Below are 24,737 nucleotides of genomic sequence, written 5' to 3' on the forward strand. Positions count from 1 at the left end.
TATTGTAAAATAAACACAAAATTGTAAAACTATGAAATTGAAATTGTTTTTAATGACGGTTATATTAATGATGGGTATAAGTACAACACTAGATGCTCAGAATAAAAAACCTTTGAAGAATGATAAAGAGACAGTCCTATTCGATGTTTCGATGACTTGTGAGAATTGTCAGAAGCGTATTGAAAAGAATATTGCATTCGAAAAAGGAGTAACGGATATGAAAGTAGATCTTGAAAATAAAACAGTACTGATCGAATTCAAAAAAACTCAGACAACAGTGGAAAATCTTAAAGCCGCAATTGAAAAATTGGGGTATGAGGTCAAAATACACAATAGTGAACAAAAAAAATAATAGAAACATGAAAAAATTATTTATCATTATTGCAGCTATGGGATTAATGTATAGCTGTGGTGGTGGCACTCAAAAAGGACAGGAAGAAAAAGCTTCTGTTGATGAATTCTCTGAAATCGCAAAGCAGGTAAAAGACGAGCATAATGCTAAAAATTCGCTGGATTATGTGGGGACATATACCGGTAAAATGCCTACAGCCAGTGGCGAAGGCATGATTGTATCTATTACATTATCTGACAGTACATACGTTAAAAATACAGAGTATGTAAATAAGAAAAACAGTAAATCGGAAGAAAAAGGTAAATATACCTGGAATGCTGCCGGTAATACAATTATTTTGGATGGTGTGAAAGATGCGCCTAACCAGTATTTCGTAGGAGAGAATACATTGACACAGTTGGATATGGAAGGTAATAAAATAACCGGAGATATGGCTGACCTGTATATTTTGAAGAAATAATCCTTTGATTTTACATAAAGAAAGTCCTTTTCATGATTATGAAAAGGACTTTTTGAATTCTTCTACTTTCTCGGTATACAATTCTTTTATATCTTTTTCAAAATCGGTATATTCGAATGATATACAGAATAAATCATAAGCAATCTTTTCGAATTCATCAAAAGAATGGGCCGGTTTTTGGGGATCGAAGTATGTTATTATTATTCTATCTTTTTCCTTACAGTCTTTACCCATACATATTATTTTGCGACACTTATGTCCATAGTAGCCACAGTATTCAAAAGCAGGGATATATTTCTTGATGTATTTGTTAAAATAACATTGTAATTGCTCTTTTGATTTGATTTCGTTCTCTTTCTCTTTAGAAACAATATGTCTGATAACCATTTTACCATAAAAATTAAGCATTGAATACATTTTTAGGTTATAATTATCTTTATCATCTTTAATCTTATCTAACTGAATAAAAAACTTTTCCATAAAAGGTTTTAATATCCTATCTTCTTCATTGATTTTTCTATTTTTGTCATGGACTTTAAATGTATTCAATGCATAATAAACAGAATACATTGCAAGCCATACTCCGGCACAAGTCAAACACGGATTAAAAAAATCCAAAAAACTAATTATACTATCTTTATGAAGATCGAAATCTTCTGAGTGATGCTTATTTATAAATTCTATTGTAGTAATGATAAAGAATATAATTGTAAATATGAATAAGATCCCAAATATAAGATAGAACCAGAATGTGAAGAACTTCTTTGTTTTTTCAACAAACTCAGTCCATTCGTCCTTTGTTTTTTTAATAAACTTAGTCCATTTGTTCATTAGGTATCATTTTTTGCAATTGACAATCAAGTTCACTTCTTCTATTAATATAGATAGGTTCCTGTTCGCTATTACTACCTGCCGGATTGGTAAAATATGATTTTAATATTTTACTAATACTATCACGTGCCTGCTCTTCGAGTTTTTTTGCAAAAGAGAAATCTTCATCTTGATTATAATAACATTTGAACTCTTGTTGTATATTTTCAAATTTATTTTTTTCAGATTGCTCTATATTGATGAATAAACCTATTATTTTGGGAATAGAACAAAATATATTCTTAATAATAAAATGTGAAGGTCCGATATTAAATTCAGAATAGTAATTTCCAATAGGTATACCTGTTTTTAAAAAGTCTTCTGGAAAAAATATATGCTCTAAGCACACAGCTAGCAAGTTTACATTGATAGGTAAAATTTTTAAAAGCTTTCTTCCTCTATCAGTAATTTCCATTGGTATATTCTCAATAGTTTCATCATCTTCATCACTCGGTTCATATCTTCCATTTCTTAAAATTATGCTTTGATCTTCCCTTAGTTCAACACAGGCCAGTTTTATAGCATCTTTTCCATATGAGAATATTTTATTCAATATTTCAGTTACTTTTCTGGTTGTAAGATTGTTATGGCGATTGAGGAGTTGCAGTATTCTGATTTTCATAAATGGAGTAAACACCATAGTATTTATTCCTATAACAGACGGGAAACGATAAATATTAGGTATATAACTATTATCGTAATGTGCAGAAGCATTGATATTTCCGAATTTTAAAGTATTATCATTTTTCAAGGTATATTCATAAAAAATATTACAATAACCTGTATCTGGGTTTATGAATAAGGATTCGAAATATTTATAAACATTTCGTGCCAAGGAAGTATTTGATAGAATCGTATCAGTAGTACCAAAGATTGAATCTATAAACTTGTCTATAATATTCAGGATTATTCTTTTATTTCCTGCGTATATCGAATCTATTTCTTCGCATGCCTCTTCAAAAGATAATTCTTTATACTCAGGAATGAAACTACTGCCAATTAATCTTATAATATGGGTAATATATTCTTCTTTCTGCTTGTTTGACTCTTTATCAGTCGGATTTTGGACATTGATATGATAATCTAATCGTTTCTTTATCATTCTATACGTAGATGGCGATCCTATAACCCAACATTTAGGAGGGTGTGTAGAACTAGGTATTAACCTTTTATAAGTACTATAACGAACAGCTATCAAAAATAAACTTTGGTCAAATATTGGTTTTGTATCAATTTTATCTAACTCATCTCTTCTATTTTGATATTCGTTTTTACTCCTATCATTAGGATTAAGCTGGTCAAAATTATCGAGTATAATTATGAATTTATATTCCTGTATCATTTCCTGCAATAATTCTTTACATATTTTGGAATACTCAGAGGGTATGGATATTAGCTTCTTGCTGTTATAATCACAAAAATACTTATGACAATTAACTACATCCAGTTCTTTGAATTTATTGAATAATTTATGTAGTATGGGATCTATATCGCTTCTTATATCTCTACCATTTAGTCTCTTGAAGCTTTTACTCCATGAACAATAATATGTAAACAGTATGCGGCAAAGTTTGAATTGTATAGCTTCATCCAAGGTTGTTGCAGGACCAAATATTTTCATGACATTTATCCTAACCGAGATAATATTATCTTCATTGAGTTCGTACTCATAACGGCTTATGAAATAATTAAAAAAGGCAGTCTTTCCTGACCCTCTAATCCCTGTTATATATATTGTTTTGTCCTCAGAGTGGAGGCTGTTGTCTTTGACCTTAATTTTCTTTATTGTGTTTTTAATTTCAGAATAAAATTTAAGATTAACCCCATTTTCATTGACTATATCTCCGCTCTCTTTTAGTTGGGATATTACATTTAAATTTTCGGTTACGTATGTGTTGGTTATCTTGTCTCCATATTCTTTAATAGATGGATTCACATCATAGTGACGAAATATTTTTTTTGCAAAATCTTTTAAACCTTCTGGCTCTGTTTTTATAGGTTGCGGTACTCGTTTATAATCAGTTGTACGCATATGACACTCATACGGGGTGTCCATTGAGCATTGAAGATTATTTTTCTGTAATCGTTCTCCTTCTTGTTTTCCAAACTCTATTAGTTCATTGATTTTGTTTAATATTTTATCTCGATATTCAAGAGATTCATTTTCTGCAGATCTGTTCATACTAAATTAGTTTGAGTCTTACTATTATGTTTTATTTTTTAGGAAGATATTCATTTCCAAAGTCAACGAATATCTCCGAAAATGTTAATTTCTTTTCATCATAAACTTACAAATGAATAAAAATTATCAGAATTAAAAATAAAAGGTGATTTTGTAGAATTTTTGAATATTATAGGTTTCTGTTTTTGTATTAATAAAAATTAACAAAATGTATTTGTTTACATTGTAAAGCTATCTCTTCGCTGCCGCGCGGTTGTATATAGAATCGCGCGGCAGGAGAGGTGTATTATAATTTGTATCTATAACAAAGCGCTAAAAAACAAAGATAGAAATCTATAGAAAAAAAGAAAATGTTTATCTATATTATTTTAGCTCTTTGAAATATTGTAGTAAATGAAAAGTGAAAAACGAAAAGTGAAGAACGAAAAATTATACGAGATACAAGTTGTTGACTGATGACTGTTTACTGTTCACTGAAACAAGTGTTACCTTTGTTACTTTTTGAAGAAAGTTACGAGTGAACGAGATACAAGATACGAGCTGAACTGATAAGCTAATTATTAATTTTTCATTCTTAATTATTAATTACTTTCCGTGTTACCTTTGTTACCTTTTTGGGAATAGTTACAAGTAAACGGGATACGAGATACAAGTTGATGACTGTTAACTGTTAACTGCTAACTGATTTCATTGTTACCTTTGTTCCTTTTTAACAGATAGTAAGTTTTAGGAAATAAGTAGTCTGTCAAGTTTTCTAGTTACCAGTTACTTCGCCCTGCAGACAGTTACGAGTTACAAGTTGCTCGCATTTTATTTTGTTTCACGCAAAGACGCAAAGACGCAAAGTTTTTACATCTTACCAGTTGTTGACTGATGACTGTAAAGTCTCTTGTGCGATAGCTTCGGCTAACGGCTAATAGCTATCAGCTAAAAGCTGAAATATCTGTTACCTTTGTTACTTTTTGGGAAATAGTTACAAGTAGACAAGATACGAGATATAAGTTGTTAACTGATGACTGTTAACTGTTCACTGTAAATAGTGTTACCTTTTAACAAGTGGCAAGCCTTAATCTTATATGATAGTCAAAGCTAACGGTTAATAGCTCAAAAGTTCATTGGTACATCGGCATATTTACTCATTGGGATATTAGATCCGGTATATCATAATGTATTAATTGATCTGAAAATATTTTCATATTAATATTTAAAAGTTAACTTTGTGTGTTATTTAACAGCGAAAACGTTCAAAATATAAAAATGAGCTATTTAATAAAACCAAAACAGTACACTGCTTTGCTTGACTTGCAACAGACCGAAATGGGTATCAAGCGAATAAAAGACTTCTTTCAACAAAATTTATCATCTGAACTCCGGTTGCGTCGTGTTACCGCTCCTTTATTCGTATTAAAGGGAATGGGGATAAATGATGACCTGAATGGTGTGGAACGTGCCGTTAATTTTCCGATAAAAGATATGGGTGATGAACGGGCAGAGATTGTTCATTCACTGGCAAAATGGAAGCGTCTTACTTTGGCTGATTATGGTATAAATGAGGGGTATGGTATTTATACGGATATGAATGCTATCCGCGCAGATGAGGAATTAGGCAATTTACACTCCCTGTATGTAGATCAATGGGATTGGGAGATGGTAATGTCTCCGGAAGATCGTAATCTTGATTTTTTAAAGGAAGTCGTTCGTCGTATCTATGCCGCCTTGGTCCGTACAGAATATCTTGTGTATGAGGCATTCCCTGCTATAGTTCCGATCTTGCCCGGTGAGATAAAATTTATCCATGCAGAGGAATTGCTGAACAAATATCCGGGCCTTTCATCTAAGGAGCGGGAAAATAAAGTCGCAGAAAAATATGGTGCTGTTTTTATTATAGGTATTGGAGGAGAACTGAGTAACGGCGAACCGCATGATGGACGTGCTCCCGATTATGACGACTGGACTACCAGATCTGAAAATGGATTTAATGGACTGAATGGAGATCTTATCGTCTGGAATCCGGTATTGGGTCAGGGAATGGAGCTTTCTTCAATGGGGATTCGCGTCAACAGGGAAGTATTGCTTGAACAATTGAAAAAATCAGGACAGGAAGACCGTACACAATTATATTTTCACAGACGTTTGCTGAATGGTGAACTACCTCAGTCTATCGGAGGAGGAATAGGTCAGTCCCGGCTTTGTATGTTTTACTTGCGTAAAGGGCATATTGGTGAAATACAGGCTGGTATATGGCCGGCAAAAATGCGTTTGGAGGCTGAAAGTCTGGGGATGCCGTTGATATAGGGGCTTTTCATAAAAAGATTTAAATAAGCGCTATTCAGACGCTGAAAGAATCGGGATTGCAGCTGTAAGTGGATTATTTTTCTTAACTTTATAATTCAAGGATGTTTTTTATTAAAGACATCCTTCGTTATTTTAATTATTCAACTAGACAAAACATGGAAAATAAGGTAACTATTCACTGCACAAATACAGACAGCTATAAGGACTTCCCCGTAGGAACAAGCCTGATTGATATATTAAAAGGTTTTTCTCTGAAAACAGAATTTCCGGTAGTAAATGCGAAAGTTAATAATAAGACAGAACCGCTGGACTATCAGGCTTACCATAATAAGACAGTGACATTCGTTGATCTGACAGAGCCTTCCGGAATGCGGACTTATGTGCGTTCATTGTGCTTCTTGCTGGCAAAAGCAGTTTCGGAAATTTTTCCGGAGGGACAGCTTTATATCGAGCATCCTATTTCGCTAGGCTATTTCTGCCGCATTATTAATGTGTCTTCTGTTATAGATCAGGCTGCAATTGAGTCTATAAAAGCGAAGATAGAAGAATACATCGATGCCGATATGCGCTTCGAAGGAGTTGAAGAAGAAACTGTGCAGGTTGTGAAAATGTTCAGGGAAAGAGGGTTCGAAGATAAAGCCATTTTGCTGGAGACTTCAGGTGAGATGTATTCTAAATACTATCGTTTGGGAGACTCTGTCGACTATTTTTATGGTTGCCTTGTACCATCTGCCGGATATATAGATATATATGACTTGCTCCTGTATAATGACGGTTTGCTGCTGCGTGTACCTAACCGGAGTAATCCGGTTGAACTTGAGCCTGTCATAGAACAACCTAAGATGTATAATGTATATAAAGAGCATCTTAAGTTCCTTAATATAATAGGTTTGGATAATGTTGGCGATATGAATAAAGCCAATCAGGAAGGCCTGATGCCAGGTGTAATAAAGGTGTCGGAAGCCTATCAGGAAAAAACAATTGCCAATATTGCCGAGCAGATTGCAGCCCGCTCCGAAGACGGGGTTAGAGTTGTACTTATATCGGGACCTTCGTCTTCAGGAAAAACTACATTTCGTATGCGTCTCGAAGTGCAACTTATGGTGAATCTATTAAAGCCTGTGGGGCTTTCTCTCGATAACTATTTTGTAAACCGCGATAAAACACCTTTAGATGAAGATGGCGGATATGATTTTGAATCATTATATGCGTTGGATATACCTAAATTTAATGAAGATCTGGAAAAATTACTCAAAGGCGAAGAGGTGGAATTGCCTACATTCAACTTTACTACAGGTCAGAGAGAATATAAAGGAGATAAGCTGAAGCTCGATGAGCACACTATATTGGTGATAGAAGGGATACACGGGTTAAATCCGGATTTAACAATTGGGATTCCCGACCATCAGAAATTTAAAGTGTATGTTTCGGCTTTAACTACAATTTCGTTGGATAATCATAACTGGATACCTACAACAGATAACCGTTTGTTGCGCCGCTTGATTCGAGACTATCGCTATCGTAGCTACTCCGCCATAGATACTTTATCGCGTTGGGCGAGTGTGCGTAAGGGGGAAGATAAATGGATTTTTCCATATCAGGAAAATGCCGATGTGATGTTTAATTCGGCTATGATGTATGAGTTTGCGGCTTTACGCCGTTATGCGGAGCCGATTCTGTCGCAAGTGCCTAATAATGCACCGGAATATGCAGAGGCGCATAGATTGCTTAAATTCCTGAAATATTTCAATTATATAAATGACAGGGAACTGCCGCCAACATCTTTGTTAAGAGAGTTTGTAGGTGGAAGTAGCTTTAAATATTGATATGGCAGATAAACTTAGTTAGATATTAGATAAAAGAGAAGGTGGCCGATTTAAAGTATTGGAGGCCTTCTTTATTGAAATACCATTGTTAAGAATAAATACTGCATGTATTGCTAAAAGGTGCTCTTGCTTTTGTGTCATTTTATGTGTATATATTAAATTGATTTATATATTTTTGTGTCATTATTTGTTTTTCGTTTTTATTTTTGTACTTTTTTATTTTGTTTTAGACGTGATTTGTTTGTTTTGAATCATATATATGTTGAAAATCTAGACAAATTGACTGAAATGTGCTTAGACAATGATTTTAGATCGTCTATTTTTGCTTAAAGCTAAAATGCATTGTTGTTAAATGCAAATACACAAATATTTATTAATAACTATACCACCTGCCTGAGGTGTCTTCTATTTTTATGAAAACTATAATAAATGAAATGCTTGTTACGTCAATAAACAACTCTCTGCCAGAAGGGGAGAAGCTTGTTTCGTTTCTAATGGATTTACTGAATCTAAGCAGAGAATCGGCATATAGACGGATAAGAAATGAGATTCCTTTTACTTTTGAAGAGGTTATTGCCATATCTCTGAAGCTGGGGCTTTCTTTAGATGAAATAGCAGGGCAAGAGCAAAAGAACAGAGCCTTTTTTGATTTACCTGTTCCTAAATCTGCAGATCCATTAGATGTGTACTCGGAAATAGTGGATGTTGCAGCAGAGATATATAAAAAGATGCAGAAAAGTAAAGAGTCGGAAATATTCTTTACGGCAAATCAGTTGCCATTTCCTTATTATATGTTATTTGAAAATCTGTCAAAGTTTTATTATTACAAATGGATTCATAAGACACAAGAGGTTCCCCTCAATTTTTATTTGTCTGAATTCTCACCCCCTTCTCAAATCTCGACTGTACATAAAAAATACCGGTATGCGGCAACTAAGGTAAATCAAGTTACTGCCATATTGTGCCCTAGTTTTATTTTGTCTACAGTGAAAGAAATAATTTATTTCTACAGACGCAGGCTGATAACAAAAGAAGAACTCTTTCTTTTGCAGGAAGACTTATATAAGGTAATCAATAAACTTGAAAATGATACCAGAAAAGGGGTTGATGAGAATGGTGTAAAAACGGACTTGTATTGCTCTACTTTAAATATTGCATCGAATAGTATCTGGTTTAGGCATGATAATGAAACCGGAACACAGTTCTGGACTTATACAGATCCTATTACTGTATACAATACAGAGGTTTCAAAGAGGCACAAAATGTGGATCGATTCATTGCTGAAATATTCTACACTTATATCTCAAAGTAATGAGATTCAGCGCTCGGAGTTCTTTAATAAACAAAATGAGTACGTGAAAAATATAGAGAATCTTACACTTTAATAGTGGTATTGTCATTTTTTAGGAGGAAGGGTGTTTGTAAACCTCTTTTATTGACAAATGGAAACACTTTATTTTCATATTTATGCTGAGGATATATGTCGTGAATATTTAATTTTGGTAATTAATAAGATGAATTAAAGACAAATATAGGGATAGATATTATTTAAATAGTATCTGTATATAGAGACAGAACTTACAATATCCAAAAAGAGGATTTTTTCCTGATCTAATCTTTATGATGAAGTACAGACCCTTCATCTTTAGAAGTTCTTTCGAAATTGTTTTATAATGAAATAAATAAGGGGAATTTAGACAACAATAGTTTTGCATTAGCATTGTTTGTCTTCTTATATCTGCTCTTTTCCATGCCTGAGAAGGTTCGTTGCAGTATACCGTCGTGCAGAACTATTGTTGGCTAAATTCTCCCTTATAAAACAATAATGCTATAGACAAAACTATAGAATACATTAACTTCTGGTTTTAATTTATGAGATTACAGAGATTCTGTTGACTGCAAGTATATTAGTCATCCAGTTTATACCACGTATTGATTATGGGGAATTGGCAGTGGAAAATGTGTGTATAATTCAATATTATTTGGCAATATAAAATGGCTTGAACTATAAAACAAGCTGAATTTAATGGTATTCATAGAGTGAAATAAGCTTAGTATAAAAAGAAGGCCACTTCATAAAAAAAGTGGCCTTCTTTTATTTTAAAATGCGAAATTATTCTTCTTCTCTTTCTTCAGAAGTGTTTACATACCTCTCGTTATGCAACTGTTGCTGTTGCTCATATAATTCAAATATATGATTGCGGAAAGTAGTATTTCGTTGTAGTTTATTATAGGCTTCTTTTGCGGCTTTCTGTTGCGATTCTTTTTTTGAATAGCCTGTTCCAAGCCCCGCTTGTTCTCCCATAATTATTACTGCTGTTTTGAATATAGGAGTATTGTTTTCGTTGACAAAGCTATCGATAAGATCGAAGCTTACCGATATCTTTTGCTTTTGACTCCATTCTATCAGTCTGGATTTATAGTTGGCCTCTAATTCGGCTACCGATTCTATATTCAGATGTTCCTGTATCAGACGCTCAAAAACAAATCGTTTAGCAGCTCTATAGCCCTGGTCAAGATATATGGCACCAATCAATGCTTCCAGTGCATTACCGTACATGTGTGTATTCGGGGTCGTGTTTCGGGTAGATGTCTTAATTAACTTATCTATACCAATTTCCAAAGCAAGCCTGTTTAATGTTTCGCGTTGAACGATTTTCGACCGCATATTGGTGAGGAAACCTTCTTTCTTGTATTCGAATTCTTTAAATACAATATCGGCTACAATTGCATCCAGTATGGCGTCGCCGAGGAATTCAAGACGCTCATTGTTGATCCATCTGCCGTCTTTCAGCTTTATCGACGATGACTTATGCAATAAGGCCTGTTCGTATAAGGTTATGTTGTATGGATAGAATCCAAGTATTTTGCAAAAAGATACATAAGGCTCCTTCCCTCTTTTGGGAAGAAGCCTTATACCTCGATATATCTTTTTAAGCACGTTATTTTCCTATTTCTTAAACTTTTTGACTATCACACATGCATTATGTCCGCCAAAACCAAATGTATTGGAAAGTGCTACATTAACAGTTCTCTTTTGAGCTTTGTTGAATGTAAGGTTCAGTTTATAATCTATTTCAGGATCTTCATCGCCTTCTGTAAAGTTTATTGTCGGAGGAACGATATCGTTCTGAACTGCCAATACACAGAACATGGCTTCCAATGCTCCTGCTGCACCCAATAAGTGGCCGGTCATTGACTTTGTAGAACTGATGTTCAGATTATATGCATGCTCACCGAATACTTCTTTGATGGCTTTTATCTCGGACGGGTCACCTACCGGAGTGGATGTTCCGTGCACATTGATATAATCCATATCAGCAGGATTCATATTGGCATCTTGCAGTGCGTTTCTCATTACTAACTTAGCTCCTAAGCCTTCGGGATGAGAGGCTGTTAAGTGGTAAGCATCCGCAGACATACCTCCACCAACGACTTCGGCATAGATTTTAGCTCCACGGGCAAGTGCATGTTCCAGTTCTTCGAAAATAAGACATGCAGCACCTTCTCCCATGATAAACCCATCGCGGCTGGCGCTAAATGGACGTGACGCAGTTTCAGGCGAATCATTGCGTGTAGATAATGCAGTCATGGCATTAAATCCACCGACACCGGCAGCTGTAATAGCAGCTTCGGCACCACCCACTACAATAACATCAGCCTTACCCATACGGATAATGTCGAAAGAGTTTATAGCGCTATGGGTAGATGAAGCACAGGCTGAAACGGTTCCGTAGTTGGGACCGCGTAGACCATGACGAATCGAAATAAGTCCTGCTGCAATATCCGAAATCATCTTAGGGATAAAGAAAGGATTGAATTTCGGTCCGTTTTCTTCATTCTTCGCATAATAACTGACCTCTTCTTCGAAAGTTTTTATACCACCAATGCCAGCGGAGAAGATAACACCTATACGGTCGCAGTTCTCTTTTGAAAAATCAAGTTTTGAATCTGCGATAGCTTCTTCGGAAGCACCTATAGCAAGTAATGTATATCTATCGCATTTGCGCATTTCTTTCCTGTCCAGATAGACAGAAGGATCATATCCTTTAACTTCGCAAGCGAATTGTGTTTTAAATTTTGACGCGTCAAAATGAGTAATAGGTCCAGCCCCACTCACCCCGTTGATGGCATTGTTCCATGTAGTGGCTACATCGTTGCCAAGAGGAGATACCGAGCCTAGACCTGTTACTACTACTCTTTTTAATTCCATAAGTAAATATTGGAAAAAAAATTATTTTGCATTTGCTTCAATGTAAGAGACAGCATCTCCTACTGTAGCGATTTTTTCAGTCTGATCATCTGGAATAGAAATGCCGAATTCTTTTTCAAATTCCATGATTAATTCTACTGTGTCAAGTGAGTCAGCTCCTAGGTCGTTTGTAAAGCTAGCAGTATCTGTTACTTCAGATTCTTCTACACCTAACTTATCAACAATAATTGCTTTCACTTTTGATGCTACTTCTGACATAATTTCTAGTTTTGATTAATAATTAATTTTTATTTCTAATTTTGTCGGTGCAAAGTAACAGTTTTTTATACATATGAAACAAATATTTTGTGGATAAAATAGTTAAAATTGCACATTTTTTTTGTTTGTGTGCAGGCATCTTAAATTATACTTAATGACTAAAATCGCAATTTTCGCCTCTGGTTCGGGTTCTAATGCCGAAAATATAATAAAATATTTTGCAAATAATGAGGGTGTAAATATAAAACTCATTGTTTCGAACAAAGAGGATGCTTATGTGCACCAACGGGCTAAAAATCTGGGAATAGAGTCTGTTACATATTCCGCAAGCGACTTTTACCACACAGACAAGGTGCTGGAATGTCTGTTGCAAAAGGAGATCGATTTTATCGTATTAGCCGGTTTTCTACTCAAAATACCGGAAAACCTCCTGCGGGCATATCCTAATAAGATAATTAACATACATCCGGCTTTGCTGCCAAAATTCGGAGGGAAAGGAATGTATGGAGATAATGTGCATAAAGCGGTAGTTGAGTCGGGTGAAACAGAGTCGGGGATTACAATACATTATGTGAACGAGAATTATGACGAAGGTACTATCATTTTTCAGGCAAAATGTCCGGTTTCTGCAACTGATAGTTATGAAGATGTTGCAAAAAAAGTACATGCACTGGAGTACACATACTTTCCTGTAATTATAGATAAATTATTAAATAAGCATCAGATATAATCAATCTAGTATGTATTTTTAATGATAATTTATTTTAATTATTTTATTTTCCAAGATAATAAATAGATCCTATCTTAATTAATCTTTATACTGATTCTGAAGCCTTTCTTTTATCCTGCGAACTGATTTTTTCGGAACGGTCTTAGGTGTATCACCTTGTTGTTTCTTTTCTTCAACTTTGACCGCTTTATCCTGGTTTTGTATATTGTTATTCGTGGTAGTGGTACTATTACTATTATAATGCTGTTGTCTTATAGTAGACTGAGGCGGATTGGCTATCCGTTTAATACCCGGCCTGTTTATTATGTAGGTAGCGCTTTCGTCTGTGCCTACTTTTTCGTCATTTACTGTCCTGGAGATAATCCGGGTTGTCGATTCAGTAGCACTTTTTTCTTTAGGTATATCTGTTTCTTCTGTCTTTACCACTCGGTCCACTTGTTTACCGTCAGCAGTAATCTCTCTTCTAATAACAGGTTCCGGTGCTTTGGACGCTTTTCTCTTTGTATCAGCTGTATTGTTTACGGGGACAGCGCTTGCCGTAGTGGCTACATTATTGTTGAATAAGTAGTCATTTGTCAGGTCGATAGGGATTTTTAACCTATTCAGTGTTTTTTCTGATACCAGGAACCAAATCTCACCGAATGGATTCCCTGATGCGGTATCGGTAACCCGCATCTCTCGTTTGATAACCTCCGATGGATAGAGTTGGTTGGTTACAGAAAACGGAACTTCGAGGCCATTAATATAATAGGTAGGCTTCCCGTTGAATCCGATATACATATTCGTTAATTCCTCAATAGAGGCATCTTTTCTCATCAGGCTGTCCGCTATATTTATAGCTGCCTGTTCTTTCTTTTTCCGGTTCCGGTAATCTCTGGCCAGACGGAAGCCTAACGCATCATTTCTCTCGCTGTTAATCCTCTTTTCTGCTTCTATTTCGCGTAATAATCGATCTACATCTAAAGCGGCCTCCTCTAAACCACTGTAAGTGGGATCTGTTTCCCCAAAGATGGAGTCGGCCTCTGCACTTTTGTCTTTTCGGAACAAGAATTTTGAGTATTCATCTGTCAACCCGCCACTAATGGTATTTACTACTCGCGTAGTATCACCTGTGCTGATGATATATATTTTTTTCCCTATCTGCTTTGCTTCATTTTTTGTAGGAGCCCTGTATATCTGAGCGTCTGCAAGCAAAGGAAAAAGCAGCAGGGATATTAATATTATTATATATTTGCTTGTACTCATTTGTGTCTCTTTATGTAATTTATGTATTTGATATAATAACCCTAGTTAGTATATATGCAACAAATATACAAGTTTTTCTTGAAAGATATTTTACTCTTACAAAAATTAGCATAATTAGGATTTCATTTTGTTATTTTATAAACTTGTAATCCTTGATAAGGTTGTAGATATTTGCTACTTTTGTACACAATAAAATCAACTATAAAAATATTAATTCATGGCAACACCTCCGTTTAAGTATCAGGAAACTTTCCCTCTTGGAAAGGATACAACAGAGTATTATCTCTTGTCGAAAGACTTCGTTTCTACAGCAAATTTTGAAGGTCAGGAAATTTTAAAAGTATCACCCGAAGCACTTACTTTATTAGCCCAGCATGCATTCCATAATGTGGAATTTTTGCTTCGTCCCGAACATCAGGAGCAGGTGGCAAAGATACTCTCCGATCCCGATGCCAGCGATAACGATAAATTTGTGGCGCTTACATTCCTGCGTAACTCTGAAATTTCGGCCAAAGGCATACTTCCGTTCTGTCAGGATACAGGTACGGCTATTATAATGGGAAAGAAAGGTCAGAATGTGTGGACCGGAGGAAGTGATGAGGAAGCTTTATCGAAAGGGGTGTACAATACTTTTACGGAAGATAACCTTCGTTATTCGCAGAATGCACCTCTGGATATGTATAAGGAAATAAATACAGGTACCAATCTTCCGGCACAGATAGATTTATATGCTGTAAATGGTAGCGAGTATAAATTTCTGTTTGTAGCCAAAGGAGGAGGTTCTGCCAATAAGACTTATCTTTATCAGGAGACAAAAGCATTACTCACACCCGGCAAGTTGGAGACATTCCTCATCGGGAAAATGAAATCGTTGGGGACAGCGGCTTGTCCTCCTTATCATATTGCATTTGTTATCGGTGGCACATCTGCCGAAACGAATCTGAAGACAGTGAAAATGGCTTCTACCAAGTATTATGATAATTTACCTACTTCCGGAAATGAAGGAGGTCAGGCTTTTCGCGACCTGGAAATGGAAGCAAAGCTGTTAAAGGCTGCGCAGGAATTAGGTCTTGGAGCACAATTCGGTGGAAAATTCTTTGCCCACGATATTCGTGTAATTCGTCTGCCTCGTCACGGAGCCTCTTGTCCGGTAGGTATGGGCGTATCTTGTTCTGCGGACAGAAATATTAAAGGTAAAATCAATAAAGACGGAGTTTGGTTGGAAAAACTGGAAGATAACCCGGCACGTCTGATTCCGGAAGAACTACGTAATGCAGGTGAAGCCGGTGGTGTAAAGATTGACTTGAACCGCCCGATGAAAGAAATTCTGGAAGAACTGACTAAATATCCTGTTTCAACCCGTTTGTCCCTCACCGGTACAATTATCGTAGGGCGTGATATTGCGCATGCAAAATTGCAGGAAAGAATTGATAACGGTGAAGGATTGCCTCAATATATCAAAGACCATCCTATTTACTATGCAGGTCCAGCTAAGACACCGAAAGGTTATGCCAGCGGCTCTATGGGGCCAACTACAGCAGGACGTATGGATTCTTATGTAGATTCATTCCAGTCGCAAGGTGGCAGCCTTATTATGATTGCCAAAGGGAACCGCAGCCAGCAGGTAACAGATGCCTGTCATAAGCATGGAGGCTTCTATTTGGGTAGTATTGGTGGTCCGGCGGCTATTCTGGCACAGAACAGTATCAAAAGCCTGGAGTGTCTTGAGTATCCTGAACTTGGTATGGAGGCTATCTGGAAAATTGAGGTCGTTGATTTTCCTGCATTCATTCTGGTGGATGATAAAGGGAATGACTTCTTTCAACAATTGAAGCCGATTAATTGCGCAACATGCTAAATCATTTATATGATTATAAAACAAACAAGGGCTGAATGTTAATATTCAGCCCTTACTTTTCTTATTTGCCGGAATATAATCCGATATGGTTTCCCTCACTATCGGCAAAGACACAGAAGTAGCCACGATTTTCTGCCTCTATCTTCGTTTTTGGGATAACAACTTTTCCTCCATTCGATTCTATTAAAGATAAGGAGGAAGCTATATCTTCACAGTTGAGGCTGATGAGCACTCCATTTTGTGACGGGAGAAAATCTTCCGCCCATGAAATTGCGCCGGGAGAAAATCCGTCTTCGTCAGGAAAGAAGGCCATCTTCTCACTCTCGCAATCAAGCTTTGGCATTTCGATACCGAATATGGTTTCATAAAATCTTACTGCCCTGCTGAATTTGTGGCAAGGAATTTCGAAGAACGATACTAATCTTTTCATAAGTCTGAATTTAATGTGTTAATTGACATTACAAAAGTAGAATATCAGACTTTCCGTATCTTGTAAGAAAAGGACATTCAATCAGCTATGAGAAATAATCGGAGTAAGGAGTGCAGACCGACATGAATTCGGGAGGGGTATAACCGGAAAAAGCTTTAAATTCTTTTATCAGATGAGGCTGGTCGTAATACCCGCAATCGAAAGCCAGTTCTGTGATATTAATATCCGGGGTATTCTGTAATATATATAACGCCCTCTGAAAACGTATTATACGTGTAAATTCTTTGGGATTGGCTCCTACATATTCTGTAAATATACGGCTGAACTGCTTATAACTAAGACAGGCTATTCCGGATAAAGACGCGATACTGGGCTGATGTTTGTGGTTTATGACCCTTATTACTTCCGTTATCCGCTTCCAATTGTGATTGTCGAATATTCTTAGACGGGAAATAAGCGCAGATTCTATTAGGGCAATTGCGTTACTATTATCCATTTCATTATAAACACGATCTTTCAGCTCCCTCAGGGATTTATCGCTCAAGTCATCGAGAGATACATTCATTCCGTAAAATTCACTCATCGGCATCGGGAAGAATGCCTTAACTCCGAAAGGATGGAAAACAACGACAATCATATTCACCCTGCCGGTAGAAATCAAGTCGGTAAAACCTGCTGACTGCCCGCATATGAAAGTCTGAGGTTGCAGTTTATTGTCGGATAGCCTCATTCTGTCGCCACGATGGAAAATCATTTGCATAAATCCCGTAGGGATTACCCGTTCCGAAACGGGAGTGATTCCATCTGTTTCCAATATCCAGTAATGTTTAACAAACGGGGCCAGTATTGGTGACGGTTGTATGAATCTGAAAGTTTCCATTAAGATAAATATATGAAAAATGTAGTAGATGCAAAGTTAAGTACTTAGCTTTTCTCAATCTTGTAAAAAAAGGACATCGGTATACCGAAGAGGGCGATAAAATCATTTATCACCCTCTTCGTATGTAAATCAGATATTCTGATCGTTATTATAAACTACGTATTTTTGCATTACGAAACCAGATTAAGGAGTTCCCATGTTTCCCTTGCAATCCGATAAATCCTTTTGTCGGTAGTTCGGCGAATGGTTTAGGCAGCCAGCTCGGAATTTTTGTTCCATCAGGATTTGTTGTTCCCGAAGTCCATTTGCTCATATCCATCTCTGTGACTTTCTGTCCGTTAAGTGTTACAGTGATATGCTGTCCTTCGCATTTTATATGCATGCGGTTCCATTCTCCCGGCTTCTTCACTACTTTATCTTTGCTTGCACCCAGATGGCCATAGATAGCGCCGCATTTTTCGTATGGCTTGGCATTCTTGAAATGTTCGCTGTGGTCGTCTGCTATTTGTATTTCTACCGAATTGGGTATCCAGTTTTTAGTATCCGTACAATAAACAACGACTCCGCTATTGGTTGCTTCATCTGTTTTGAATTCGAGATCGAGTTCAAAATTTTCATACTCGGTGGTAGTCCAGATAGATTCGTCTTTTACTGCGCCGAGTATTCCGTCTTTTTCGCTCCATACTTCCGGATTATAATTTGCATCTGAAAGGTTAGTGCCGAAAAGTGGTTTCCATTTATTTTTATTAGCTGATAAAACGGATAAAGAACAGGAAATTAATAAAACTGATGAAATTAAAAGGATACGTTTCATGGCATTTGTTTTTAGTAATACATCAAATAAATCATAAGGTGAACAAATGTATCTATTTTTTAACAATTTGATATAATAATTTCATGAAATTATTATCCTGATTAAATAAAAAAAAGACCGGACAACTCTGTCTGGTCTTTCTTATATAGTAAAGCGATTTATTTTACTTTATCTACAATTGCTTTGAACGCTTCAGGGTGGTTCATAGCAAGGTCGGCAAGAACTTTGCGATTGATTTCCACTCCGTTTTTGTGAAGGGCTCCCATCAGGCGGGAATAAGACAATCCTTCAAGGCGTGCAGCAGCGTTAATACGTTGTATCCACAGTGCACGGAAATTGCGTTTTTTAGCACGACGGTCACGGAATGCATAGGTAAGACCTTTTTCCCATGTGTTTTTGGCTACTGTCCATACATTTTTGCGGGCTCCGTAGTAACCTCTTGTTAGTTTTAATACTTTTTTTCTGCGGTTGCGCGAAGCAACATGATTGACTGATCTTGGCATAATTTACATTGTTTTGAATGTTAGCGGTTCCCTTCGTTTTGGAACTCTTTGGTGCATACATCCGGTTAATAAATCTTTAAAACTTGCTTTTGTAAAACGAAATAGATTATTTAAGAGCTAATAATTTTTTCACAGCTTTCTCGTCTACTTTGTGAACAAGTGAAGAGTGAGTCAGATTTCTCTTTTGTTTTTTCGTCTTCTTAGTCAGGATGTGACTTTTGAAAGCATGTTTTCTTTTGATTTTTCCTGATCCGGTAAGGGCGAACCTCTTTTTGGCACCGGAATTAGTCTTCATTTTTGGCATCTCAGTTTATTAATTTAATTATTTATAGAGTACGGATACATACAAAGTATTCGTTTTATTCTTCGTTGTTCTCTTCTTTTGGTTTGTCTGCTTTTTTCTCTATAACCTTTTTTTCACCGTCTTTCAGTTTAGCCGGAGCCGGAGTTTTTACAGGTTGTTTTTTAGGAGAAAGCATCATAATCATCTTTTTACCTTCAAGTGCAGGCAGTTGATCTACTTTTCCTAAATCTTCAAGTTCTGTAGCAAAACGGAGTAGAAGAACCTCTCCTTGTTCCTTAAACAGGATCGAACGTCCTTTGAAGAATACATAAGCTTTCACTTTTGCTCCTTCTTCAAGGAAGTTTTTCGCATGATTGAGCTTAAAGTTAAAGTCATGGTCATCGGTTTGTGGTCCGAAACGGATCTCTTTTACCACAACTTTTACAGACTTGGCTTTAGCTTCTTTCTGTTTTTTCTTCTGCTGATAAAGGAACTTCTGATAATCGGTGATTCTACAAACAGGGGGATCGGCTGTTGGAGAAATTTCAACCAAATCAAGTTCGAGGTCATCAGCTAGTCGTAAGGCTTCGTTTATGGTGTATACACCTTGTTCTACATTGTCACCGACTAAACGGACTTCCCGAGCCCGAATATTTCCATTGATTTTGTGTAACTCTTCTTTGCGATTATTAAATCTGTTGTTTCTCATTCAAAAACTGTTAGAATTCCTTTATCTTTTTTATTTAAATATTTAATTTTCAAAAATATAAACAATGAATACTTAGGATTGCTGCTCCCATGCATTCATCATTTTCTCTACTTCTTCATTCAATTGGGCAGCAAAGTTAGTAAATTTCATCGAACCTTTATCACCTTCGCCCTGTTTTCTTACCGAAACTTCTTCAGTTTCTGCTTCTTTCTCGCCTACAATGAGTAAATAAGGGATTCTTTTCAATTCATTATCGCGGATTTTACGTCCTATTTTTTCATTACGGTCATCCACTTGTGAACTAATTCCCTGTTGTTTGAAATAGCTGTTCACTTTGTGAGCATAATCATTGAACTTCTCGCTGATAGGTAATATTACTACCTGGTCAGGCGCCAGCCATAACGGGAATTTACCCGCAGTATGCTCGATAAGCACTGCAATGAAACGCTCCATCGAGCCAAACGGTGCACGGTGAATCATCACCGGGCGGTGTTTTTGGTTGTCGGCTCCTGTATATTCGAGTTCGAAACGTTCTGGGAGATTATAGTCAACCTGGATTGTTCCCAACTGCCAGCGACGGCCTAAGGCGTCTTTTACCATAAAGTCGAGCTTAGGGCCATAGAAGGCCGCTTCGCCAAGTTCAACTTTTGCAGGCAGGCCCTTTTCTTCGCAGGCTTCTATAATAGCCCGCTCTGCTTTTTCCCAGTTTTCATCACTGCCAATATATTTTTCGCGGTTTTCAGGGTCGCGTAAAGATATCTGGGCTTCGAAATTTTCAAAGTCAAGCGCCTTAAAGATAATGAAAACAATGTCCATTACTTTCAGGAATTCAGCTTTCAATTGCTCAGGTGTACAGAATATATGCGCATCGTCCTGAGTAAATCCACGGACACGGGTCAAGCCGTGAAGTTCCCCACTTTGTTCGTAACGGTAAACAGTACCAAACTCAGCCAGACGCAAAGGAAGGTCTTTGTATGAGCGTGGAATTATTTTGTAAATCTCGCAGTGGTGAGGACAGTTCATCGGTTTCAATAAGAACTCTTCTCCCTCTTCCGGTGTATGGATAGGCTGGAAAGAATCCTTACCGTACTTTTCGTAGTGTCCCGAAGTAACGTACAATATCTTGCTGCCTATATGCGGAGTCATTACCTGCTGGTAATCAAATTTACGCTGGATTTTCTTTAAGAAATCTTCCAGTTTCAAACGTAACTGAGTACCACGTGGAAGCCATAATGGAAGCCCTTTTCCTACATTCTCGGAAAAAGCGAATAATTCCAGTTCTTTCCCGATCTTGCGGTGGTCGCGTTTTTTCGCTTCCTCAAGCATTATCAGATACTCGTCCAGCATTTTCTTTTTAGGGAAAGTGATACCGTAGAGACGGGTAAGTTGTTTGCGCTTTTCGTCGCCACGCCAGTATGCACCTGCCGCACTAAGGATTTTTACAGCCTTAATGTAAGATGTATTAGGTAAATGTGGTCCACGGCAAAGGTCAGTGAATACACCTTGTGTATATGTTGTGATGGTGCCGTCTTCAAGATCATTTATAAGCTCTACCTTATAATTTTCGTGACGGGCATCGAACATCTTTATTGCATCTGCTTTGGAAATACTCTGACGTTTGATTTCTTCTTTATTGGCGATAAGCTCCATCATCTTTGCTTCTATCTTAGGAAAGTCCGCGTCTTTTACGGGAGTATCACCAAAGTCTATATCATAATAAAATCCGTTTTCGATGGCAGGCCCGATACCGAATTTGGCATGAGGGTAAAGTATCTGTATGGCTTCGGCCATAAGATGGGCGGAAGAATGCCAGTATGCGTGTTTACCGTCTTCATCTTCCCATTTCAGCAGTTCAATCGTCGCATTTTCGTCTATTGGACGGGTCAAATCCCATACTTGTCCATTGACTTTGGCTGCAAGTACGTCCTGAGCCAGACGCGAACTGATGCTTTCTGCTATCTGCATCGATGTGGTTCCTTTTGCAAATTCTCGCACGGAACCATCCGGAAATGTAATTTTTATCATTTTTAGTTTCTATTTAATTATGCAGCTCCTACAAACAAGCTACTTTTTTGAACTTGCAAAAATAATCATTTTTTGTAACAGAATTGATATTCTGTCTATTTTAATTTAGATATGCTTTCAGTAAACGGCTATTGATAACTGGTTATAAAATAAAAGGTAACAAAGGTTACACTTTTTCAGTAAACAGTAAACAGTTAGCAGTCAACAGTATTTCATGCAGAGACGCTAAGGCGCAAAAGGTAACAAAGGTAACAGATATATCAGTTAACAGTAAACAGTTATCAGTAAACAGTATCGTGGTCTGTCATGCTGAGGGAAACGAAGCATCTCGTCAGAGAGTAGTTAACAACCTGTCTCTCGTATCTTTCTCCAAAAAGGTAACAAAGGTAACAGTATTTACAGTCATCAGTCAACAACTCGTAAGATGTAGAACTTTGCGCCTTTGCGTCTTTGCGTGAAACAAAACAAAACGCCAGCCAACTTGTAACTCGTAACTGCCCGAAGGGCGCAGAAATAACATTCGCCGAAGCGAAGGCGAGGCAAACTTGTAACTGCTTTAATCAATATTTCAAAGAACTATCAGCCAACAGCTAAAGGCTATCTACTTTGGTTATATAGATAAAATTTTTGTAAGAGATTAAAAGATCGTAATAATAAATATTCCTCATAGAACTATATAAAATTCTATGAGGAATATTTATCGGGAGTATCTTTATTTATTCCGTCATGCGCTTAATGATGCTATAAGCCTCCACAACGCCCATTTCCCCGGCTTTACGCATATCGTCGAGCGCACGGTCTTTATCTTTGACCTGGAAGCGGCTTAATCCCCTGTTGTAATACCCTTCGGCAAACTCAGGATCGCGTCTGAGAGCTTCGTTGTAGTCAAGTATGGCGGCACGGTAATCGTTTTGCTTGTAGCGTATTCCCGCCCTGTTGTAATAAGCATAGATAAATTCCGGATTGAGTTCTATCACCTTATTATAATTCTTTACAATCAGGTCATACTCCATTTTACCCGGGTCCACGATGGTTGTTGTAGCAGGTAATGAATTATCTTTCTTTATTCCGCCCAAGGTAGCCAAATCCGTTTGATCGCTTTTCTTTTCATATTCAGGTACATTTTCCCTCAGGTTGAGTTGTTTCGTATATACAACGGCCAGATTGAAGTATGCCAACGTAAATTTCGGATCAAGACTGATTGCCTTATTAAAGTCTTCAATAGAGTTGGTAAAATCCTGAACGAGCATATAATCCATAGCTCTGGCAAAATAGAGGTCGGCATTTGCCGGCTGATCGGCAATGCGTTTCGACAGGTCGTCTATCGATTTGAAGTGTTCCTGTATCTGGAACTCGTTCAGAGAGGCCTCACTGTTGGTGATTCTCAATTTCTTAGGCAGTATCGCCCGTTTGTTTATATTGTCGATAAGCCGGCTGTAATATACAAACCTGCGTATATCGTTTGGCTTTTCGTAATATGAAACAATAAACTGAGGTTCCAGATCCAGTTTGACCTGTTTATTTTGTATGCGGCCTCGGGTATCATTATTATACTTGCTTTTTTCTTCTTCTGTCTTATCTGCTACGACAAGCAGGTTGAATTTGTCGATATCTTTGTCCGATTTCTCCCTTGTCTTATCCTTTTCTGATTTTTCTTCGGTTTGTCCGGCGAGGATTTCTTTGTTCTTGCGGCTTTCTTCGTTGCGTGCATAATTGAAGTCGCGTTCAGCACCTTTCAGGTCATTTTGACGGCGTTTGATCTCCGAACGCATATAAAATCCGTGGTAAAATTCAGGATATTCAGCCAGTACAACATTCAGATCCTCCAATGACCCTGTGTAATCCCCGATGTTATTCTTGATCAGGGAGCGGTTGAAGTATGCTATATAGTTATTCGGCTCAAACTTCAATACTACATCAAAATCGGCTATAGCACGGTTGTCATCACCCACTTGTGAACGTAGTAATCCCCGGTTGAAACGGGCGATTATATTATTCGGGTCGAGGTCGATAACTTTGTCGTAGTCGGACATCGCTCCGCGCAGGTCGTTTTTTGAATACCGTATCAGTCCCCGGTTGATATAATTACCGGATTGAAGCGGGTCTATCCGTATAGCTTCGTCCAGATCGGCCAATGCTTTGTCATAGTCCTTTTTATAGTAATATAGCAACCCACGCATAGAGTAGGATTGGGGCAGGTATTTGTCGAGTTTTATAGCCTGATTATAATTCTCGAAAGCCTGTACCGTGTCCCCCTTTTCCTGATAGAGCGCACCTCTGGTGAGGAAGCCTTGTGTATAGGTCGGATAGGTTTTTAGCAGGGTGTTCAGGTATTTTTCAGCTTCTTCGTAATCTTTCTTCTGGATATTGACTATACCCATGTTGATTAATGCAAACTTATCGTTCGGATATACCTCCAGCGAAACTTTGTAATCTTCCAATGCTCCGTCATAATTATTCTGATTCTGGCGGGCATCGGCACGCAGCTGATAAGCTTTCGACATGAAGGGATTTCTTTCCAGTGCCAGAGTACAATCGTCTTCCGTACCCCTGTAATCGTCGAGGTAATATTTTGCAATAGCCCGGTAAAAGTAAGGTTCAGCGAGATATGGTTTTGCTTTTATAGCCTGATTGAAGTATTGTATAGCCAGTACATAATCTTCGAAATAGAGCGAATTGCGTCCTATTAAGATTACACGGTCGGTGTTAATCTGTGAAACGGCGATCAGGCTGTTTATCAGAACAAGTATTGAAAATAAAAATCTCTTCACGATAGATTGTATTAATCATTGAGCAGCAAATAT

At 37.2% G+C, this 24,737-nt stretch carries 21 protein-coding genes; 7 read left to right on the forward strand and 14 right to left on the reverse strand.

Translation table 11 applies throughout. From position 1 onward, the window contains the following. Nucleotides 1-52 precede the first annotated feature (52 nt). Nucleotides 53-352, forward strand: a complete 300-nt coding sequence (locus B3317_RS00480) for a heavy-metal-associated domain-containing protein (RefSeq protein WP_291107291.1) — start codon at nt 53-55, stop codon at nt 350-352. 7 nt (nt 353-359) lie between these two features. Continuing rightward, nucleotides 360-812, forward strand: a complete 453-nt coding sequence (locus tag B3317_RS00485; protein WP_291107294.1) for a copper resistance protein NlpE — start codon at nt 360-362, stop codon at nt 810-812. 36 nt (nt 813-848) lie between these two features. Here B3317_RS00485 and B3317_RS00490 read toward each other — a convergent pair whose 3' ends face one another. After that, the gene (locus tag B3317_RS00490; RefSeq protein ID WP_291107297.1) at nt 849-1,643 is read right to left on the reverse strand and encodes a hypothetical protein; all 795 of its coding nucleotides are present in this window, start codon (nt 1,641-1,643) and stop codon (nt 849-851) included. Then, entirely contained in the window at nt 1,627-3,864 is a 2,238-nt protein-coding gene (locus B3317_RS00495) for a hypothetical protein (RefSeq protein WP_291107299.1), read from the reverse strand. Before B3317_RS00495 ends, B3317_RS00490 begins: the two co-directional genes overlap by 17 nt. 1,257 nt (nt 3,865-5,121) lie before the next feature. On the opposite strand from B3317_RS00495, the gene asnA reads away from it, so the two are divergent. From asnA to B3317_RS00510, 3 genes are all read left to right on the forward strand, one after another. Then, nucleotides 5,122-6,159 carry an aspartate--ammonia ligase gene (asnA, locus tag B3317_RS00500; RefSeq protein WP_291107302.1) on the forward strand — a complete coding sequence of 346 codons (1,038 nt, stop codon included), beginning with the start codon at nt 5,122-5,124 and terminating at the stop codon, nt 6,157-6,159. Nucleotides 6,160-6,314: 155 nt separating this feature from the next. Further along, complete coding sequence (locus B3317_RS00505) at nt 6,315-7,985, forward strand: nucleoside kinase (protein WP_291107305.1); 1,671 nt, start codon at nt 6,315-6,317, stop codon at nt 7,983-7,985. 413 nt (nt 7,986-8,398) lie between these two features. Further along, nucleotides 8,399-9,370 (forward strand): hypothetical protein, encoded by a 972-nt coding sequence (locus B3317_RS00510; RefSeq protein WP_291107308.1) that lies wholly within the window; start codon nt 8,399-8,401, stop codon nt 9,368-9,370. A gap of 728 nt (nt 9,371-10,098) precedes the next feature. On the opposite strand, the gene rnc is transcribed toward B3317_RS00510, so the two are convergent. Genes rnc through B3317_RS00525 form a run of 3 tightly spaced genes read right to left on the reverse strand, consistent with a single transcriptional unit; the run spans nt 10,099 to nt 12,456 of the window. After that, on the reverse strand, nt 10,099-10,926 hold the full coding sequence (gene rnc / locus B3317_RS00515) for a ribonuclease III (RefSeq protein WP_291107311.1): 828 nt from the start codon (nt 10,924-10,926) through the stop codon (nt 10,099-10,101). A gap of 9 nt (nt 10,927-10,935) precedes the next feature. Further along, nucleotides 10,936-12,198, reverse strand: a complete 1,263-nt coding sequence (gene fabF / locus B3317_RS00520) for a beta-ketoacyl-ACP synthase II (protein WP_291107314.1) — start codon at nt 12,196-12,198, stop codon at nt 10,936-10,938. A gap of 21 nt (nt 12,199-12,219) precedes the next feature. Beyond that, the gene (locus B3317_RS00525) at nt 12,220-12,456 is read right to left on the reverse strand and encodes an acyl carrier protein (protein ID WP_006798850.1); all 237 of its coding nucleotides are present in this window, start codon (nt 12,454-12,456) and stop codon (nt 12,220-12,222) included. Nucleotides 12,457-12,610: 154 nt separating this feature from the next. Between B3317_RS00525 and purN the strand changes: the two genes are divergently transcribed. Next, nucleotides 12,611-13,186 (forward strand): phosphoribosylglycinamide formyltransferase, encoded by a 576-nt coding sequence (purN, locus tag B3317_RS00530; protein ID WP_291107317.1) that lies wholly within the window; start codon nt 12,611-12,613, stop codon nt 13,184-13,186. A gap of 78 nt (nt 13,187-13,264) precedes the next feature. On the opposite strand, the gene B3317_RS00535 is transcribed toward purN, so the two are convergent. Beyond that, nucleotides 13,265-14,431 (reverse strand): hypothetical protein, encoded by a 1,167-nt coding sequence (locus tag B3317_RS00535; RefSeq protein WP_291107320.1) that lies wholly within the window; start codon nt 14,429-14,431, stop codon nt 13,265-13,267. A 217-nt stretch (nt 14,432-14,648) separates the two neighbouring features. Between B3317_RS00535 and B3317_RS00540 the strand changes: the two genes are divergently transcribed. Further along, nucleotides 14,649-16,289, forward strand: coding sequence for a fumarate hydratase (locus B3317_RS00540; protein ID WP_291107323.1), 1,641 nt, complete (start codon nt 14,649-14,651; stop codon nt 16,287-16,289). A gap of 61 nt (nt 16,290-16,350) precedes the next feature. On the opposite strand, the gene B3317_RS00545 is transcribed toward B3317_RS00540, so the two are convergent. The 8 genes from B3317_RS00545 to B3317_RS00580 all read right to left on the reverse strand — a co-directional run bounded on the left by B3317_RS00545 (nt 16,351) and on the right by B3317_RS00580 (nt 24,704). Beyond that, nucleotides 16,351-16,719 carry a VOC family protein gene (locus B3317_RS00545; protein WP_291107325.1) on the reverse strand — a complete coding sequence of 123 codons (369 nt, stop codon included), beginning with the start codon at nt 16,717-16,719 and terminating at the stop codon, nt 16,351-16,353. 85 nt (nt 16,720-16,804) lie between these two features. Next, nucleotides 16,805-17,599: an AraC family transcriptional regulator gene (locus B3317_RS00550; protein WP_291107327.1), complete on the reverse strand. Its 795-nt coding sequence runs from the start codon at nt 17,597-17,599 to the stop codon at nt 16,805-16,807. Nucleotides 17,600-17,747: 148 nt separating this feature from the next. Then, the gene (locus B3317_RS00555; protein WP_291107329.1) at nt 17,748-18,413 is read right to left on the reverse strand and encodes a 3-keto-disaccharide hydrolase; all 666 of its coding nucleotides are present in this window, start codon (nt 18,411-18,413) and stop codon (nt 17,748-17,750) included. A gap of 158 nt (nt 18,414-18,571) precedes the next feature. After that, on the reverse strand, nt 18,572-18,916 hold the full coding sequence (gene rplT / locus B3317_RS00560; protein ID WP_291107332.1) for a 50S ribosomal protein L20: 345 nt from the start codon (nt 18,914-18,916) through the stop codon (nt 18,572-18,574). A 106-nt stretch (nt 18,917-19,022) separates the two neighbouring features. Next, nucleotides 19,023-19,220, reverse strand: coding sequence for a 50S ribosomal protein L35 (rpmI, locus tag B3317_RS00565; protein WP_006798842.1), 198 nt, complete (start codon nt 19,218-19,220; stop codon nt 19,023-19,025). A 55-nt stretch (nt 19,221-19,275) separates the two neighbouring features. Beyond that, nucleotides 19,276-19,908 carry a translation initiation factor IF-3 gene (infC, locus tag B3317_RS00570; protein WP_291107336.1) on the reverse strand — a complete coding sequence of 211 codons (633 nt, stop codon included), beginning with the start codon at nt 19,906-19,908 and terminating at the stop codon, nt 19,276-19,278. Between the two features lie 72 nt (nt 19,909-19,980). After that, nucleotides 19,981-21,933, reverse strand: a complete 1,953-nt coding sequence (thrS, locus tag B3317_RS00575) for a threonine--tRNA ligase (RefSeq protein ID WP_291107338.1) — start codon at nt 21,931-21,933, stop codon at nt 19,981-19,983. A 716-nt stretch (nt 21,934-22,649) separates the two neighbouring features. After that, entirely contained in the window at nt 22,650-24,704 is a 2,055-nt protein-coding gene (locus B3317_RS00580) for a tetratricopeptide repeat protein (protein ID WP_291107340.1), read from the reverse strand. Nucleotides 24,705-24,737: the final 33 nt, after the last annotated feature.

The sequence above is a fragment of the Dysgonomonas sp. UBA7710 genome (genome assembly GCF_002482385.1).
In the GTDB taxonomy this organism is placed as follows: Bacteria; Bacteroidota; Bacteroidia; order Bacteroidales; family Dysgonomonadaceae; genus Dysgonomonas.

Coding starts and splice junctions, on each gene's coding strand:
- B3317_RS00480 (WP_291107291.1), top strand. CDS start 53: ATGACGGTTATATTAATGATGGGTATAAGTACAACACTAGATGCTCAG.
- B3317_RS00485 (WP_291107294.1), top strand. CDS start 360: ATGAAAAAATTATTTATCATTATTGCAGCTATGGGATTAATGTATAGC.
- B3317_RS00490 (WP_291107297.1), bottom strand. CDS start 1,643: ATGAACAAATGGACTAAGTTTATTAAAAAAACAAAGGACGAATGGACT.
- B3317_RS00495 (WP_291107299.1), bottom strand. CDS start 3,864: ATGAACAGATCTGCAGAAAATGAATCTCTTGAATATCGAGATAAAATA.
- asnA (WP_291107302.1), top strand. CDS start 5,122: ATGAGCTATTTAATAAAACCAAAACAGTACACTGCTTTGCTTGACTTG.
- B3317_RS00505 (WP_291107305.1), top strand. CDS start 6,315: ATGGAAAATAAGGTAACTATTCACTGCACAAATACAGACAGCTATAAG.
- B3317_RS00510 (WP_291107308.1), top strand. CDS start 8,399: ATGAAAACTATAATAAATGAAATGCTTGTTACGTCAATAAACAACTCT.
- fabF (WP_291107314.1), bottom strand. CDS start 12,198: ATGGAATTAAAAAGAGTAGTAGTAACAGGTCTAGGCTCGGTATCTCCT.
- B3317_RS00525 (WP_006798850.1), bottom strand. CDS start 12,456: ATGTCAGAAGTAGCATCAAAAGTGAAAGCAATTATTGTTGATAAGTTA.
- purN (WP_291107317.1), top strand. CDS start 12,611: ATGACTAAAATCGCAATTTTCGCCTCTGGTTCGGGTTCTAATGCCGAA.
- B3317_RS00535 (WP_291107320.1), bottom strand. CDS start 14,431: ATGAGTACAAGCAAATATATAATAATATTAATATCCCTGCTGCTTTTT.
- B3317_RS00540 (WP_291107323.1), top strand. CDS start 14,649: ATGGCAACACCTCCGTTTAAGTATCAGGAAACTTTCCCTCTTGGAAAG.
- B3317_RS00545 (WP_291107325.1), bottom strand. CDS start 16,719: ATGAAAAGATTAGTATCGTTCTTCGAAATTCCTTGCCACAAATTCAGC.
- B3317_RS00550 (WP_291107327.1), bottom strand. CDS start 17,599: ATGGAAACTTTCAGATTCATACAACCGTCACCAATACTGGCCCCGTTT.
- B3317_RS00555 (WP_291107329.1), bottom strand. CDS start 18,413: ATGAAACGTATCCTTTTAATTTCATCAGTTTTATTAATTTCCTGTTCT.
- rplT (WP_291107332.1), bottom strand. CDS start 18,916: ATGCCAAGATCAGTCAATCATGTTGCTTCGCGCAACCGCAGAAAAAAA.
- rpmI (WP_006798842.1), bottom strand. CDS start 19,220: ATGCCAAAAATGAAGACTAATTCCGGTGCCAAAAAGAGGTTCGCCCTT.
- infC (WP_291107336.1), bottom strand. CDS start 19,908: ATGAGAAACAACAGATTTAATAATCGCAAAGAAGAGTTACACAAAATC.
- thrS (WP_291107338.1), bottom strand. CDS start 21,933: ATGATAAAAATTACATTTCCGGATGGTTCCGTGCGAGAATTTGCAAAA.